This is a genomic window from Altererythrobacter lutimaris (genome assembly GCF_013371495.1).
In the GTDB taxonomy this organism is placed as follows: Bacteria; Pseudomonadota; Alphaproteobacteria; order Sphingomonadales; family Sphingomonadaceae; genus Erythrobacter; species Erythrobacter lutimaris_A.
In genome coordinates this window covers 1,287,760-1,303,524 of sequence record NZ_JABWTA010000001.1, presented here as the reverse complement: position 1 = coordinate 1,303,524, position 15,765 = coordinate 1,287,760, and the positions used below count along the sequence as shown (strand labels likewise).

Annotated in this window: 16 protein-coding genes; 8 read left to right on the top strand and 8 right to left on the bottom strand. The window is 57.6% G+C overall.

All coding sequences use genetic code 11. The features are described 5' to 3' along the window. Positions 1–5: 5 nt before the first annotated feature. Positions 6–914, bottom strand: a complete 909-nt coding sequence (locus HUO12_RS06290; RefSeq protein WP_176272774.1) for an ATP-grasp domain-containing protein — start codon at positions 912–914, stop codon at positions 6–8. 67 nt (positions 915–981) lie between these two features. Here HUO12_RS06290 and pyrC point away from each other — a divergent pair, with 67 nt between their 5' ends. Then, positions 982–2,019, top strand: a complete 1,038-nt coding sequence (gene pyrC, locus HUO12_RS06285) for a dihydroorotase (RefSeq protein ID WP_176272773.1) — start codon at positions 982–984, stop codon at positions 2,017–2,019. Here pyrC and rarD read toward each other — a convergent pair. Beyond that, on the bottom strand, positions 2,016–2,921 hold the full coding sequence (gene rarD, locus HUO12_RS06280; protein WP_232367320.1) for an EamA family transporter RarD: 906 nt from the start codon (positions 2,919–2,921) through the stop codon (positions 2,016–2,018). The genes pyrC and rarD overlap by 4 nt on opposite strands. A gap of 194 nt (positions 2,922–3,115) precedes the next feature. Between rarD and HUO12_RS06275 the strand changes: the two genes are divergently transcribed. Continuing rightward, entirely contained in the window at positions 3,116–3,562 is a 447-nt protein-coding gene (locus HUO12_RS06275) for a glycine zipper 2TM domain-containing protein (RefSeq protein WP_176272772.1), read from the top strand. Between the two features lie 156 nt (positions 3,563–3,718). Here the strand turns inward: HUO12_RS06275 and astD are convergent, their stop codons facing one another. Next, positions 3,719–5,137, bottom strand: coding sequence for a succinylglutamate-semialdehyde dehydrogenase (gene astD / locus HUO12_RS06270; protein WP_176272771.1), 1,419 nt, complete (start codon positions 5,135–5,137; stop codon positions 3,719–3,721). Between the two features lie 140 nt (positions 5,138–5,277). Further along, positions 5,278–6,717, bottom strand: a complete 1,440-nt coding sequence (locus HUO12_RS06265; protein ID WP_176272770.1) for a protein adenylyltransferase SelO family protein — start codon at positions 6,715–6,717, stop codon at positions 5,278–5,280. A 73-nt stretch (positions 6,718–6,790) separates the two neighbouring features. On the opposite strand from HUO12_RS06265, the gene HUO12_RS06260 reads away from it, so the two are divergent. The 4 genes from HUO12_RS06260 to HUO12_RS06245 all read left to right on the top strand — a co-directional run bounded on the left by HUO12_RS06260 (position 6,791) and on the right by HUO12_RS06245 (position 11,124). Next, positions 6,791–7,654: an alpha/beta fold hydrolase gene (locus HUO12_RS06260; protein ID WP_176272769.1), complete on the top strand. Its 864-nt coding sequence runs from the start codon at positions 6,791–6,793 to the stop codon at positions 7,652–7,654. Then, complete coding sequence (locus tag HUO12_RS06255; RefSeq protein WP_176272768.1) at positions 7,651–8,790, top strand: glycosyltransferase family 4 protein; 1,140 nt, start codon at positions 7,651–7,653, stop codon at positions 8,788–8,790. Before HUO12_RS06260 ends, HUO12_RS06255 begins: the two co-directional genes overlap by 4 nt. A 139-nt stretch (positions 8,791–8,929) precedes the next feature. Then, complete coding sequence (locus tag HUO12_RS06250) at positions 8,930–9,724, top strand: tetratricopeptide repeat protein (protein ID WP_176272767.1); 795 nt, start codon at positions 8,930–8,932, stop codon at positions 9,722–9,724. A 56-nt stretch (positions 9,725–9,780) separates the two neighbouring features. Then, positions 9,781–11,124: an outer membrane protein assembly factor BamB family protein gene (locus HUO12_RS06245; RefSeq protein WP_332310377.1), complete on the top strand. Its 1,344-nt coding sequence runs from the start codon at positions 9,781–9,783 to the stop codon at positions 11,122–11,124. 16 nt (positions 11,125–11,140) lie between these two features. On the opposite strand, the gene HUO12_RS06240 is transcribed toward HUO12_RS06245, so the two are convergent. From HUO12_RS06240 to HUO12_RS06230, 3 genes are read right to left on the bottom strand one after another with little or no spacing between them, the layout of a single operon-like run. Continuing rightward, positions 11,141–11,443, bottom strand: a complete 303-nt coding sequence (locus HUO12_RS06240; RefSeq protein WP_176272765.1) for a putative quinol monooxygenase — start codon at positions 11,441–11,443, stop codon at positions 11,141–11,143. Positions 11,444–11,458: 15 nt separating this feature from the next. Further along, positions 11,459–12,829, bottom strand: a complete 1,371-nt coding sequence (locus tag HUO12_RS06235) for a glutamate--cysteine ligase (protein ID WP_176272764.1) — start codon at positions 12,827–12,829, stop codon at positions 11,459–11,461. Between the two features lie 42 nt (positions 12,830–12,871). Beyond that, positions 12,872–13,639: a 16S rRNA (uracil(1498)-N(3))-methyltransferase gene (locus tag HUO12_RS06230; RefSeq protein ID WP_176272763.1), complete on the bottom strand. Its 768-nt coding sequence runs from the start codon at positions 13,637–13,639 to the stop codon at positions 12,872–12,874. A 38-nt stretch (positions 13,640–13,677) separates the two neighbouring features. Between HUO12_RS06230 and ubiA the strand changes: the two genes are divergently transcribed. Continuing rightward, positions 13,678–14,580, top strand: a complete 903-nt coding sequence (gene ubiA / locus HUO12_RS06225; RefSeq protein ID WP_176272762.1) for a 4-hydroxybenzoate octaprenyltransferase — start codon at positions 13,678–13,680, stop codon at positions 14,578–14,580. Between the two features lie 12 nt (positions 14,581–14,592). Beyond that, positions 14,593–15,219, top strand: a complete 627-nt coding sequence (locus tag HUO12_RS06220) for an SOS response-associated peptidase (protein ID WP_176272761.1) — start codon at positions 14,593–14,595, stop codon at positions 15,217–15,219. A 33-nt stretch (positions 15,220–15,252) separates the two neighbouring features. On the opposite strand, the gene HUO12_RS06215 is transcribed toward HUO12_RS06220, so the two are convergent. Continuing rightward, positions 15,253–15,636 (bottom strand): VOC family protein, encoded by a 384-nt coding sequence (locus tag HUO12_RS06215; protein ID WP_176272760.1) that lies wholly within the window; start codon positions 15,634–15,636, stop codon positions 15,253–15,255. Between the last annotated feature and the right edge of the window lie 129 nt (positions 15,637–15,765).

The window sequence follows — 15,765 nt, the reverse complement described above, 5'->3', positions numbered from 1 at the left end:
TGTTCTTAAGTAGTGGCGGGCTGACGCGCTTCAAGGCGCTTAACAATGCCATGGGCAAGGCGAGGCCCCAGCTCCGGACCTTGCTCTGGATACAGATACGGTTCGATCAGCTCGGCTTCCATCAGCAGCAATTTCCCATCTTCTCCGCGTACCATGTCGATACGGGCATAAAGCGGCGCGTCAAACGGTATCCTGTCAAAGGCATGCTGTGCTGAGGCGAAATCTTTCGCAGCTGGCGAGGCGGCGATCTCGGTACCTCCATAGAGTGACTGGATTCGGTACTCTCCAGAAGCCGCGCGTTTGTTGAGGACATGGCTCGGCTCGCCATCGATGAAGATGAAGGAATACTCGCCTTCACTCTGGATCGATGGAAGAAAGGGTTGGAGCATCATTGGACGTTCGGCTTTCCAACCTTCCGGTATTGGATTGTCGCCGCCGAACAGGAATTGGCCTTCAGCGCCCGCACCGATCTGGCGTTTTGCGACAATCCGATCACTGCTGAAATGGCGTTGTGCCTGGCGGATATCGTCAGCCTTCGCATTGTCGACCCAGTGCGTGGGGACCGTCGGTACGCCTCGATCTGCCATTTCGGCTAGATAGCGTTTGTCGATATTCCATCGCACAACCTCTGGCGGATTGCAGATGATCACGCCTTGAGTGTCGAGCTCGTCAAGCCGCCCGAGGAACGCGGTTTCCTTGTCCTGGTAATTCCAGACAGTGCCCAGCAGGACCAAGTCGAGTCCGGAAAATGCCTCCAACGGTGCTTCCCAATCTATCACGCAAAACTCGTGCCCAGCGCTCAAAACTGCCGGCTCTATCGCTGCGACAGACAGATCATGTTCGTATGCGTCAGCGCGGCGTCGCTCTGAACCTGCGAGCGTTCCATTGCATGCGAGAAATCCGATTCGTGCCATGAAAGATGCGCCTAATGCCCAATCGTAGGACTGGAAAGTCTTCGCGCACGCGACTATCGCGCAAGCTATGGCAGACACTCTGACAATTCGCCGCCCGGACGACTGGCACCTGCATTTCCGCGACGGAGATATGATGCGTGATGTTGTGCCTTACACGGCGCGTCAGTTCGCGCGCGCGATTGTCATGCCAAACCTCACGCCGCCGGTGACTGACACAGCGTGTGCTGCAGCCTATCAGGAGCGGATCATGGCGGCTGTACCGGACGGCGTAGATTTCACGCCGCTCATGACGTGCTACCTGACTGACGACACAGATCCCGAAGATCTGGCGCGCGGAGCTGCTGAAGGCGTGTTTACCGCGGCCAAGCTTTACCCCGCTAATGCGACCACGAATTCAGCACATGGAGTGTCGGACATTGCCAAGCTCGCCCCGGTGTTCGCCCGCATGGAAGCCGAGGACATTGTCCTTTGCATCCATGGTGAAGTGACCGAGGGCGAGATCGACATTTTCGACCGAGAATCGGAATTTATCGAACGGCACCTGCGCGAGATTGTCCGCGACTTCCCTAGGTTGCGCGTTGTGTTCGAGCACATCACCACAAGCGATGCGGTCGACTTTGTTCTCGAATGCGGGTCGAATGTCGCCGCGACGATTACGCCGCAACATCTCCACATCAACCGCAATGCGATGCTTGTGGGCGGGATCAGACCGCACGCCTATTGCCTCCCTGTCGCCAAGCGCGAGCGACACCGGCTGGCTCTGCGTAAAGCGGCGACCTCGGGCAATCCGAAGTTTTTCCTTGGAACCGACAGCGCACCTCATGCGCGACATGCGAAGGAAAGTGCTTGCGGCTGCGCAGGCATTTTCAACGCGCCGTTCGCGCTCGAGAGCTATCTTGCGGTGTTCGAGGAGGAAGGCGCGCTGGAGCATTTTGAAGGCTTTGCTTCGCTCCATGGCCCCGCTTTCTACAAGCTGCCTGTGAATGACACATTCATCACTCTCAAGCGTGCGCCGCATCAGGTGCCGGATATGCTGACGGCCGCAGGTGAAGAGATGGTCCCATTCCATTCAGGCGAGACTTTGAATTGGCGAATGGTCGACTAGGCACCCGCCTTTGCAGGCCGCTTTGCAAACAGGTCGCTCACAAAGATCGCAATCGCGATCCAGATCAAGATGAAAGCGCCGAGCTCTGCTTTGTCCAGCTTCTCGTCGAATATGGTCAGGCCGAGAATGAACACGATGGTCGGGGCCAGGAACTGGATGAAGCCCAGCGTCGAATAAGGCAGCTTGCGCGCAGCAATGGCGAACAGCAAAAGCGGCGTTGCAGTGACGACACCGCCCAGAACAATCAGCAGGCTCAGCTCGAGCTCCTGACCGAATGACGGCCCCGCCGGAGTCTGCGCATACCACCAGACGATCGCAAAGGACGGGACTAACAACAGGATCGATTCAATGGCAAGACCTGGCACAGCGCCAACCGGTGTCTGCTTGCGAACCAGACCGTAGAACCCGAAAGTGCCGGCCAGAGACAAAGTGATCCAGAGCGTCGATAGAGCGCCGAATAGAAGCGATCCAATGGAAGCGGTTGCGATGGCGACAGCGATCCACTGTCTGCGCGAAAGCTTTTCAGCAAGGAATACAGTACCGAGCAGAACGTTGAGCATCGGGTTCAGATAGTAACCCATGCTGGCAGCGTAGACATAGTTGGACTGGATAGCCCAGATGTAGATGAGCCAGTTCGCTCCAATCAGAGCAGCACTCACAAACAGCCAGCCAAGCGTGCGACGATCTGCAATGGCTGCTCTCACTTGCGCCCATTGATTGCGCACCAGGATCAGCAAAAGGCAGACCGGAATTGTCCAGATGATGCGCCAGCCGACAAACTCAAATGGCGGAACTTCGCGCACGAGAATCAGGTAGAGTGGCAGGAACCCCCACAAGAGATAGGCGCCGAATGCAGCCACGAGTCCGCTTGAGTTGAGGCCTGCATTGTCCATCTCGTCCATCGCAAGCGCGCTAGGGCGCGGAGCATTTGCGGTCAATCACTCAATTCGTCAGCTATTCATGCACAACTGGCCGAACCTGAACAAATCTGTACGCACCGTTGCATATTGTTCAGATTGTGGACCTTATAACTGAACGAACTGATGAAGCGGAGGTATTCCCCGATCCGCTGATTGAGTGAAGAAGGACCAAGATCATGCCTTTCAGCAAAGCAAAATCGATCGCTCTTGCCTTTGGAGCAACCGCGACACTTTCATTCACTGCGCCAGCAGCCGCAGCAGAATTCGAAACTCCGCAAACCGCTACGAGCGCTGTCACTATGCTTGGTGACATGACCTATGAGCATAAGCGCAAGAAGTGGAAGCATCGCCATTACGATGACGATTATTACTATGATCGTCGGGGGCGTTATGACGGCGAACGCGTGTATCGCGACACACGCGTTTGGCGCGGGCGCGACGGCCGGTACTATTGCCGCAAGGAAAACGGCACGACCGGCCTCTTGATTGGAGCAGGTGTTGGCGCTCTTGCCGGGAATGAATTGGCGGGTCGTGGAGACCGCACGTTAGGTGCAATCCTGGGCGCAGCCGGCGGTGCAATCCTCGGCCGAGCCATTGATCGCAGCAACTCGCGCTGCCGCTAAGCGCGACGGACGGAGGCGTAGTTCAGCGAGCGCGCCTCCTCACCAAACACACAAGCTTGAGCCATCCCACCAATGGCTCAGGGCACAGGTCTCACTTGTGGGGGCTGTGGAGGCGCTCCTTGACCGCAAGGCAAGGGGCGCCTTTTGCATTGCGGACTACACTGTCTCGGCGAGGCCGATGCCCAATGTTGCCTTAGGTTCTTCCATCTCAGTGCTAGCGACTGGATAGGCACAGTAATCCGCCGCATAGAATGCTGCAGGCCGGTGATTGCCCGACAGCCCGACACCGCCAAATGGAGCAGCAGAAGACGCACCGTTTGTCGGGCGGTTCCAGTTGATAATGCCAGCTCGTGTGTTTGCCCAGAACCGGTTGTAATCCTGCGCGTCTCCTCCGATCAGCGAGGCCGATAGACCAAAGCGCGTGTTGTTTGCTTCTTTGATTGCTTCGTCGAAATCCGGAACACGAATGACTTGAAGCAAAGGACCGAACAATTCGACATCCGGACGGTTCTTCATGTCCGTGACGTCAATCAATCCCGGTGTCAGAAATGGCTTTGTGTCATCAGGGCGGCGCAGGTGTTCGAGGGGCTTGCCACCTTCCGTCATAAGGAAAAGGAAACTCTCGGCCAGTTTTTGAGCGGTCTGGTTATCGATCACTGGCCCCATGAAGGGCGCAGGGTCAGCAAATGGCTGATCGACGATGATGCGACGCACCGTTGGCAAAAGCACTTCCATCAGCGGCTCGAATACGCTTTCCAGAACAATCAGTCGCCGCGCAGCCGTACAGCGCTGACCCGCGGTTGTGAAAGCTGACTGCACGATCAATGCCGCTGCATCTTCAAGCCGCGGTGTATCGAGCACGACAAGCGGATTGTTGCCGCCCATTTCAAGCGCGACGAGTTTGCCCGGGTTTTTGGCCAGCGCTCGGTTTATCGCGATGCCTGCCTGCACAGATCCGGTGAAGAGAACGCCATCAACTTCGCGATGCGCAACGAGGGCTTTGCCTTCTTCAACTTCGCCCAAAGCGAGTTGGACTACATCCTCGGGAATTCCGGCTTTGTGATAGCAGGCGACAAGAAACTCGCCGACCGCCGGGGTCTTCTCGCTCGGCTTGAAGATGATCGTATTGCCTGCAATGAGCGCAGGGATAATGTGACCGTTCGCCAGATGAGCGGGGAAGTTATAGGGGCCGAGGACTGCCATAACCCCATGCGGCTTGTGCCGCACTGCAGCCGTACCTTGTGCGGCGCTATCAAGCTTCTTCTTGCCGGTGCGTTCGGCATAAGCGGTGATCGAGATTTCGACCTTGCCAATAACTGCGTCGACTTCTGTACGCGATTCCCACAAGGGCTTGCCCGTTTCGCGCGAAATCAGCTTTGCAAATTCGTCAGCGCAATCACGAACTTCATTGGCAAACCGGCGGACAGCTTCAATGCGATCTGTAAGAGATTTCGCAGCCCATTTGGGCCAGGCACGTCGAGCGCGCTTGGCACAAGCGTCGATATCGCTGACGCTGCCTTCCCACATCTGTTTGCCCGTCGCGGGTTCGTGCGAAACAAGCTTTGTGATCGTCAATCCCCCGCTGTTCTTGATTTCACCTCGGCCACCTCTCGTTCAAGCCGCGATGGTCACGCTTTTCTCTGTAAGCTGCGTTAGGGCGCAAAGGTCAAAAAGAAAAGATGTTTACGGAACTTACGTAGATGACTGAACAGGCCTCAACCGCAGGTGCCGTGGCCGGCTGGCGCAGGTTGAGTGCCATGCGCCTGGCCCATTCTGCGGATCGCTGCAATCTTGTCCTCAAGCAGCGACCAATCATCGTTTTGTGCAATCGCGTCCCAGATGGTTTCAACTTCGTCGATCAGCATCGATTGCACGTCCGTTTCTGACCAATAGTGGTGATCGGAAGCCTTAGGCACGAAGCCGGCAAATGCTTCCGCCAATTCACCCGACGCATTCCGACCACCTCGGTGCTGGTGGAAGAACCCGTCAGGCTGCCAGCCGTCTTCGCGCAATGCCTTCTCGCAAGCTGCAACAAGCGTCGCGTTACTTGCTTCGTCGCGCGATTCAATGCCCAAACGCCAACACCACCGCCGCCCGACAGCTGCCATGTAAAGCGGACCGAACCGGTTCATCGCATTCAGCAGCGGCTCGCTATCCGCCAGCATGCGCAAGGCGACAGCAAGCTGGCCGCAATTCCAATGTAGCGCTTCAGGTTGGCGACCAAAAGCATAGAGCCCGCCTTGATCAAAATAGGCAGCTGTAAAGCCCGGGTCCCAAGTCGGCAGAAAGCGCCACGGACCGTAATCAAAGCTTTCGCCCGTTATGTTCATATTGTCTGTGTTTAGCACGCCATGGACAAACCCCGCGACCATATAGCTTGCCGCGAGATCGGCCAGTCGTTCTACCACCTGATGGAGAAGTATGACCGCTGGATTCTCGCGATCAGGCGCGTCCTCTGGCGGAATCGGACCGGGGAAATGCGTGAGGCAATAGGAAACCAGCTGCTCCATCTCGTCCTGCTGTTCCATCGCGAGCAAGCGCTGGAAGGTGCCGATGCGAATATGCGAATGGCTAAGCCTGACCATAACGGAAGAACGCGCAGGTGAGGGCTCGTCATTGCGATAGAGCTTCTCACCGGTCTCGATGATGGAGAAGGTCTTGGAAGTGTTGACGCCAAGCGCCTCGAGCATTTCCGTTGCGAGGATTTCGCGAACACCGCCTTTGAGCGTCAGACGTCCGTCGGCGGTGCGGCTATAGGGCGTTGTGCCAGACCCTTTGGTACCAAGGTCCAGCAAACGACCATCATCTGATCCGCCTTCGCGCACCTGCGCGAACAGGAAACCGCGCCCGTCTCCGATCTCCGGATTGTAAACGCGAAACTGATGCCCGTGATACTTGAGCGCCAAGGGCTGGGGGATATTCTCGGGCAGTGGCTCAAACCGCGCGAAATGGCGAATCCACTCCTCATCGCTGAGCTTATCCAGGCCAACACTTGACGCTGCCAGATCGTTGCGAAAGCGAACAGTCGCTGCCGGGAAGTCTGCAGGTTTTGCCGGATCGCCAAGCCATTCTGCCAGCGAGAGCAAAGCGGGATCGGCGCGATAATGTGGATTTGGCGCAATCGCGCTTGTGGCAGGTTGCGGTTCACCGTTCATCTGGCAATAGTGGGACTTCACAAGGGCGGGCGCAAGCTGCGCGAGCCGATCTGGACACGAAAGCGCTTTTGAATTGACCGACTTGCCGTATCGCGACCGGAGCTGGACCAGCTCCGATGGTTTGAACCTGCATTTCCGTGATTATGCTGGGCCTGAAGATACGTTGCCGGTGCTCTGCTTGCATGGCCTAACCCGCAACTCGCGCGATTTCGCGCCATTGGCAGAACACATATGTGAACGGCATCGCGTGCTCGTGCCGGAGATGCGCGGGCGAGGGCTTAGCGATTATGCCAAGGACAGCGCGACCTATACCCCGCCGGTCTATGTCGCAGATGTAGAAGCTTTGCTGGAACAGGAAGGGATCGAACGGTTTGTCGCTATCGGAACTTCGATGGGCGGCATCATGACCATGTTGATGGCAGTAAAAGATGCGAGCCGGATTGCCGCGGCGGCAATCAACGATATCGGGCCTGTCGTTGATCCCGCAGGAATTGATCGCATCGCTGGATATGTGGGACAAGGCCGCAGTTTCCCGACCTGGATGCATGCAGCGCGCGCTCTCAAGGACGAGCATGGCGACAGCTTTCCCGAATATGACATTGAGACCTGGCTGGAGATGGCCAAGCGCACGATGATTGTCGGCCCAAATGGCCGGATCGCGCTCGATTATGACATGGCGATTGCAGAACCATTCAAGGAACCCGGCAACGCCGCACCACCGGATATGTGGCCTGCTTTTGAAGCGCTTGGTAACACGCCCTTGCTGGTCTTGCGCGGCGAATTGAGCGACCTGTTAACGCGTGAGACGCTGGCAGAGATGCAGCGGCGCATTCCATCCATGAAACAGGTCACAGTGCCTCGCATCGGTCATGCGCCCATTCTGAGCGAACCAGAGTCGCTCGTGGCTATTGATGCTCTTCTCGCTGAAGCCAAATGAGCAAGAAAGTCCTTCGTATCCTGCATTGCTTGGGCGGACGAGAAGCCCTTGCAGCGGAGCTCTTGCCAGATCGCTTGGCGCGGTTGGGCCGGAACCTCTATCATGAATTTGTGGGTGTTTCGGACGAAGATTGGCATTCGGTTTCTGTTATGACCAACAAGCTCAAACTGCTGTTTCCGCAGGAATTCCCGTCGCTGGAAGGAAAACCAACTCCCGGGCGGCTCTTGCGGCTCGCCAATGCAATCAAACCCTATGACCTGGTTCTGACTTACGGCTGGGGGGCGATTGATGTCGCGATGGCGCACACATTGTTCAGCGATGCGCTGGGATTGCCGCCTTTGATCCATCACGAAACTGCGCTCGCGGGCGAAGAAAAGCGATTGAGCAGAAAACGCAGCTGGTATCGCCGCGTCGCGCTCGGCAAGGCGGCAGGGCTTGTCGTCCCTTCCGAACGTTTGGAGGAAGCGGCCTTGGTCGACTGGCAACAGCCTATCGGCCGAGTGAAGCATTTCGCGCCCGGCGTCGAAATTCCGGCGAAGCCAAAGCGGCCGAAGGCTGACGCGCTGCGCGGCATCATCAAGCGCGAAGGCGAGCTTTGGATCGGATGTGAGCTCGCAACTCCAGCTGACGTCGCTGCTCGCGCTGGACTGATCGCGTCACTGGCACAACTGCCAGACAGTTGGCATCTGGTGGTTCTGACAAATGGACTAGAGGCTGACGGGATCACCGATGCAGCGGCCCAAGCGGATGTGTCTCACCGGGTTCATGCCGTTGATAGCAAGCAGACATCCGCTGAGGTCATGGGGCTTTTCGATATCTGGATTGCTCTTACTGACGGATCCGATGAGGTTCGCAATGCACTGATAGCCATGGCATTGGAGAAGCCCGTCCTGGCAAGCCAAAACAGTGGCATAGCGGCGCTTCTTCCCGAGGAGTTTAGCCGCGAAGTGGCTACCGGCATGACTGAGAAGTCAATCACCCAAGCGCTAAGCGCGGTGACGAAGGATGATTTGTTAAGGGTTCGCTTGGGGGCTGCAAATCGCGAACAGGCAAAAAAACATTACAACGCGGAGCAAGCGCTCGACCGGTATCGGCGCCTTTATGCGAGCGCCATGAAAGCGGAAATCACAGCCTGAATAGCTCGGCCGTGCTGAATAATGGCTTCATTGGCGGTTCAAGTGTCGGTGGACAGGGTCAACGCGCCATTGCGGAGCGGCCTTAGCCTCACTAAAGCCGCCTGACACGAATTTGAGATTGCAAGGGAAGCGCCCGAAAGTGGCTCTCACACCATCGAAGACCGGCGGCAAAGCCGACGACAAACAGAATAAGATCGCAGCAGAGGACGAAGTTCTTCTGCGCGAAATCGACGATGCCGTCCGGCAAGACGATTATGCGGATTTCGCCAAGCGTTTTGGCGTGCCGATTGTCGGCGCTGTTGTGCTGGGACTCGCAGGTTTCGGCGGATATCTCTTCTGGCAGGGACAACAGGAAGCCGCGATGGAAGCGGAATCAGAGCAATTGATTGCTGTCCTCGACCAATATGAGGCCGGTAATCTGTCAGAGGCTGACGCAGCCGCATCGACGCTGGAAGAAAGCAGCGAAGGCGGCGCAGCCGTGCTGGCTCAGATGACGAAGGCCGCGATTGCCGTCGAGCAAGGGCGAGGTGCGGAAGCTGCGGCCATTTACGGAACAATCGCAGCGAATGGCGATGCGCCTGAGGCATTTCGCAATCTCGCGCTGGTCCGGCAGGTCGCGTTGACTTTCGACGAGCGTGAGCCGTCCGATGTAATCGCAAAGCTTGGTCCGCTCGCTGTCCCAGGCAATGCGTGGTTCGGCAGCGCTGGCGAGCTTGTCGCGCTCGCTCACCTGGAGAATGGCGATCAAGCGCAGGCCGGCACCTTGCTAAGTGAAATTTCGAAGTCCGAAGACGTGCCAGAAAGTTTGCGGGCACGAGCGCGCCAGCTGGCGGGACTGTTGGGTGTCGATGCGATTGAAGATGTAGATGAATTGCTGGAGGAGCAAGGTATCACGCGCTCTGGCGAGAGGGATGCAGGAGCCGGTCTCGAATAGCGTCAATGGCGCTTTAATGACCGCAAGCATGCAATAACGGGATTATGAAAACAGTGATGAATACGCGCAAATTTGTAGCTCACGCAGCGCTCCTTGCAATGGCGAGCGCAACGCTTGGCAGCTGTGGCGGCGGTCTGTTTGGTGGCGGCGACAAGAAGACGACCCCGACCATTGGGGAACGTATGCCGATCCTCTCGCGGATCGAAACAGGTGCGAAAGTATCGCCTGACCTTGCCAACGTCACAGTCGTCTTGCCGCCAGCGCAAACCAATGCGGAATGGGCGCAAGCGGGCGGAAATGCAGGCAAGTCATACGGTCACCTGGCTTTGGCTGATAATCCGTCGCAGGTGTGGAGCGCGCAAATTGCCGGTTCGAGCGAGCGTCGCAGGCTCGCTGCGTCTCCTGTGATAGGCGGCGGATTGCTGGTTGCCGTGGATACGAATGGCGTGGTTCATGCGCTCGATGCCCAAAACGGTACGCGACGCTGGACCTATCGGATGCAGCTTGAAGGCAAGCTTGAGAACTCGGCATTCGGCGGTGGTGCCAGTATTGCCAATGGCCGCGTCTACGCGACGAACGGCGTGGGCGAAGTTATTGCTCTCAATGCTGAGACCGGCGCGGAAGAATGGAAAGTCCAACCCGCTGGGCCGCTACGCGGATCGCCCACGATTGCGTTCGGTCAAATCTTTGTGATGACGCAGGACAACCAGATCTTTGCGCTTGATGCTAACACCGGCGCGCAGATCTGGCAGGAATCGGGTTCAGCAACGCAGGCCGGTGTGTTCGGCGTTGCAGCCCCAGCAGCGGGGCAGGGCACGGTCCTTGCGGGCTACTCCTCTGGCGAGCTTTCGGCCTATCGTTATGAGAACGGCCGTATCCTTTGGGCTGATGCCTTGGCACGCACCTCGATTTCGACCGAAGTTGGCTCGCTGACGGACATTGATGCAGACCCAATCATCGATTCCGGTCGTGTCTACGCTCTGGGGCAGGGCGGGCGTATGGCAGCGTACGAGCTCGTCACAGGTCAGCGCATCTGGGAGCTTAACCTCGCCGGTATCTCGACACCTGCAATCGCAGGCGAGTGGATTTTCACGCTGACTGACGATGCGCGCCTGCTCGCAATTGCGCGTTCGAGTGGCAAGGTACGGTGGATTGCACAGCTCCAGCGTTACAAGGACGAAAAAGATCGCCAGGGTCCGATTTTCTGGACCGGTCCGGTGCTCGCAGGTGGAAATCTCTGGGTCGCAAGCTCGCGCGGCGCGCTTTACAAGATCAGCACAGGCGAAGGTTCTGCCACGCTCTACCGCGATCTTGACGAGAGCGTCAGCCTGCCTCCTGTCGTCGCAAACGACACGCTTTATATCCTGGATGACAACGGCAGGATCCGCGCTTTCCGTTAGAAGTCACGATGGTTGGTCAGCGCAATGGCTGACCGCCATCCGTCTGATATTTTGCGAGTTCAGTGATCGTGACGTCGAGCTGGCCTAGTGCTTCTTGAAATTCGGCCATGTGCGGAGTTGCGAAATGTGTCGCGAGCGCTTCCTCGTCCTGCCATTTCTCAGTGATGTGAAGGACTGAAGGATCGAGCACGTCCTGTGCATAGGCGTAGGATATGCAGCCATCTTCGGCTCTAGATGCGGTGATCATTGGTTCGAATGCTGCGCGTGCAGTTTCGAGTGTTCCTTCGCCGAGCTTTGCTTCTGCAAGCACTAAAAGCATTTCAAACCTCCGAACTCAGAAACTGTACTTGTAGACCCTGCTGACATCTCCATCCCATTCGCCGTGATAGCGGTCTAGCAAACGCTGGGCTGGAACTTTCCCGCTTTCGACAATCTCGTCCAGCGTTTCGAGGAAACCCGTTTCATTGTCACCGGCCTCGTTCAGGCGCGCGCGCGATGTGAGGCCGCTGCGGGCAATATCGAGCACTTCTTTCGCAAGATCCCGCAAGCGGCCGCCGCCCGGGATGGACGCGTCGAGCGCTTGAGCAGGCACGGCATTGCGCAAGGCTTCGCGCTCTTCCATCGACCAGCTCTTGACGAGGTCCCAAGCTGCATCCAGCGCGCTCTGATCGTACAGCAGACCGACCCAGAAGGCGGGCAACGCACAAATCCGGCTCCACGGACCGCCATCCGCACCGCGCATTTCAAGGAAGCTCTTGAGGCGTACTTCCGGGAAAGCTGTAGAGAGATGGTCCCACCAATCGGCGGCAGATGGCTTTTCTCCCGGGAGCACTTCCAGTTTGCCTTCGAGGAAATCGCGGAAACTCAAGCCGGCTGCGTTGATGTATGTGCCGTCGCGATAGACAAAGTACATGGGCACATCGAGCATGTACTCCGCCCAACGCTCATAACCGAACCCGTCTTCGAAGACGAAGGGCAGCATCCCGGTGCGATGCGGATCGGTGTCTGACCATATATGACTGCGATAGGAAAGAAATCCGTTTGGCTTGCCTTCAGTGAACGGCGAATTCGCAAACAGAGCGGTCGCGAGCGGTTGCAGAGCAAGACTCGTGCGGAATTTCTGCACCATGTCCGCTTCTGAAGAATAGTCCAGATTGACCTGGATCGTGCAGGTCCGCAGCATCATATCGAGGCCCAGATCGCCGACCTTGGGCATGTGATCCATCATGATCGCATAGCGACCCTTGGGCATGACAGGCAGCTCTTCGCGGATCTTGTCCGGCCACATGCCGAGTCCGATAAAGCTCACACCAAGCTTGTCGCCGATTTGTTTGACCTGTTTCAGATGGCGTCCGGTTTCAGCGCATGTCTGGTGCAGGTTTTCAAGCGGCGCGCCGGACAATTCGAGCTGCCCCGCCGGCTCAAGGCTGACCGTGCCATCATCGCCTTTCATGGCGATAACCTTGCCGTTCTCTTCGATCGGCTCCCACCCAAATTCCCGCAAACTCAGGAGGATATCGCGGATACCTCCTGCTTCGTCGTAGGAAGGCGCGTGGAAATCGTCCCGCTTGTAGACGAGCTTCTCGTGCTCGGTCCCGATGCGCCATTGCTCGATAGGCTTTTCGCCTGCAGCCATGGGCGCAACAAGCTGCGCGAAGTTCTGAATGATGGGATCTTCGGCCCCGGATGCTTCGCGCGTGCTCATGTCAGTTGCCTTAGGCAACCCAAATGCGACTTGCCAGTAATTTTATCGCGAGGACCTATTGTCATCTGACCAGTCTCCTTGAGTCCCCATCCAAAGCGCTGTGGCCGCAATGGCAGCGGTTTCGCCTCTCAGTATTCGCGGACCTAGGCTGATTGGAGACACCTTCGGATGAGCGCACAGCATCTCCCGCTCGGTGTCATCGAAACCGCCTTCAGGTCCAATCAGCAAAGCGGCAGGGCCATCATGCGCGGCGAAGGCGCCAGCAGCAGGGGCACCGCCATCTTCGTCAGCAAAGTACAGCACGCGATCTTCGGGCCAGTGACGCAATAGGGCGTCCAGCTTTTGCGGCTCGCTGAGAAAGGGCAGTGCGGTTCGCGCGCATTGCTCCGCTGCTTCTGTCATGATGGTGCGCGCCCGTTCGGCATTGAGTTTATCTGCAACGCACCGACGGGTAATGACAGGCTTGAACGCCGCGGCACCAAGCTCAGTCGCTTTCTCGAGCACCAGATCGAAGCGATCCTTCTTGAGCAAAGCAGGGCAAAGCCAGAAGTCGGGCACATCTTCGCGGGTACGTAGTAGTTCTGTGACAGCCACAGATACGCTGCGTTTAGCGACCTCGTGAACCTCTGATGCCCACTCGCCTGTCTGGTTGTCGCACAGAATTACAGTGTCGCCTGCACCAACGCGCATGACACGGCTGAGATAATGCGCTTGACTGCCCCCAAGCATTATTTCGGCGCCCTCAGACAGCGTCTCTGGGACGAACAGTCGCGGTGCGCTTTTGGGCGGCCAGGCGGGAGTGGCAGGCATGGGTTCCCACTAAGCGCGGCTAACGCTAGTGAGCAAGCATGAACGAACAAATCGTGCCAGATACCGAACATCGCGGCATCGTCGCGCGCTTGCCGCAGCTGCCGCGCGATTTGGCTCAGCTTGGGCGATTTGACCGTCCGATAGGCTGGTGGCTGCTGTTCTGGCCGTGTGTTTGGGGCGTGTGGCTGTCCGGCAGCGGCTCGCAATTCGCGCTGCTCGGCTTGTTTTTGCTGGGCAGCATTGCGATGCGCGGCGCCGGCTGCGTCTACAATGACATTGTTGATGCAAAGCTTGACGCGAAAGTGGCGCGAACAGCGGTGCGGCCCGTTGCAAGCGGGCGGGTCAGCAAGAAACTCGCTTGGTGCTGGCTCATTGCGCTTAGCCTTATTGGCCTCATTGTCTTGCTCCAGTTGCGCATTGAAGCGCAGGTGGTAGCGCTCGCTAGTCTGGCTCTCGTCGCCGCGTACCCTTTTATGAAACGGATAACCTGGTGGCCGCAAGCCTGGCTCGGCATGGTGTTCAGTTGGGGGCTGCCGGTTGGATGGTTCGCGATGCGCAGCGATAATCTCGATGTGCTTGCCGCCGTCTATGCCGGCACAGTGCTCTGGATCATCGGTTACGACACGATTTACGCTTTGCAGGACCGTGAGGATGATGCGTTGGTCGGCATTCGATCCAGCGCGCTGCGGATGGGCAGCCATGTGCAAGGCGGCGTGGGGTTGTTCTATCTGGGAGCGGTCGGGCTGTGGGGGCTCGGTGTCTGGTTTTATCGCCCGGACTGGATCGCTCTACTCGCGCTCGTCCCTGTCGCGCTGCATCTGTTCTGGCAAGTCGCGACACTTGATCCGGATGACGCGGACAATCCGCTAGCGAGGTTTCGCTCAAACCGCTGGGCAGGCGCTCTGATGGCAGCGGCATGCTTTGTCGTTGGAAACGCTTGAGGGGTAGAGCCCATGTGCAATCTATATCGCATGACCAAAGGCAAGGACGAAGTCGCGGCCTGGTTTGAAGCGATCGAGGCAGTAGGCGGCGCGAATTTCGGCGAGGAAGTCTATCCCGGTTTTCCCGGCGCAGTGGTTGCGGAAGGAAGTCTGCGCCAGATGACGTGGGGCTTCCCGCTGGTTTTGAAAGGCAAGCAGGGCCAGCCATTAAAGCCCAAGCCAGTCAATAATGCGCGCACGGATAAGCTCGACAGCTTCTTCTGGAAGCATAGCTTTGCAGAGCGGCGCTGCCTGATTCCGGTCACCGCATGGGCGGAAGCCGAAGGGGCAAAAGGCAGCAAGACGCGCAGCTGGATGAGCCTGCCCGACAGCGAGTTGTTTGCCTGTGCAGGCGTGTGGCGAGAGAGTGACGAGTGGGGCGCGTGTTATTCGATGGTGATGACTGATGCTGCGGGTGTGGCGGCAGAGGTTCACACCCGCATGCCTGTCATTCTGGCGCCGGAGCATTACGCTCTTTGGACCACGGGAACACCGCAAGAAACGCGCGAGCTATGCCAGCCATGGCAGGGCCCAATCGCGATTGATCGGACCGATCAGCCCTGGACGAAAGGGGCTGCGCACCAGCAGTCTCTTCTCTAGACTCAAACATCGGCTCTTTCAGGATAGGTTCGTTCATGACGCATCGCCTGCATAGGATGCGACTTCGAACTCGATCCCGTCCCAGTCGAAGAAATAGAACCGCTTGCCCGGATCGTAGTCGTCGTGGCCGAAGGGTTTGAGTCCGTGCGCTTCAACCACGCGCTCTGCCCCTGAAAGGTCATCGACCACCATGCCAACATGGTTGAGCGGTTGCCCTTTGGAATAGTCGCCTGTGACCGCATTACTCGTGTAGAGAGCCATATAGGTCGTCTCGTCACCGACATGAATGGTGCGGCCATTGTTCATGCTCTCGCCCTCCCAGCGAATGTGCCAGCCGAGCAAATGCTCGAACAGCTTGGCGCTGCGGGCAGGATTAGTAACAGAGATATTGGCGTGTTCGATGGTGCCTTTGGGCATGTTTGCACTCCACTTTAGTTGATGAAACGCAGCCGGCACGAGGGCGGGATGCGAATCACAAAATTGCGTGTACAAGCCTTCTGCAACCTCAAGCTTACTTGAGGTCAAGGAATAAGTTCGATACTCTGT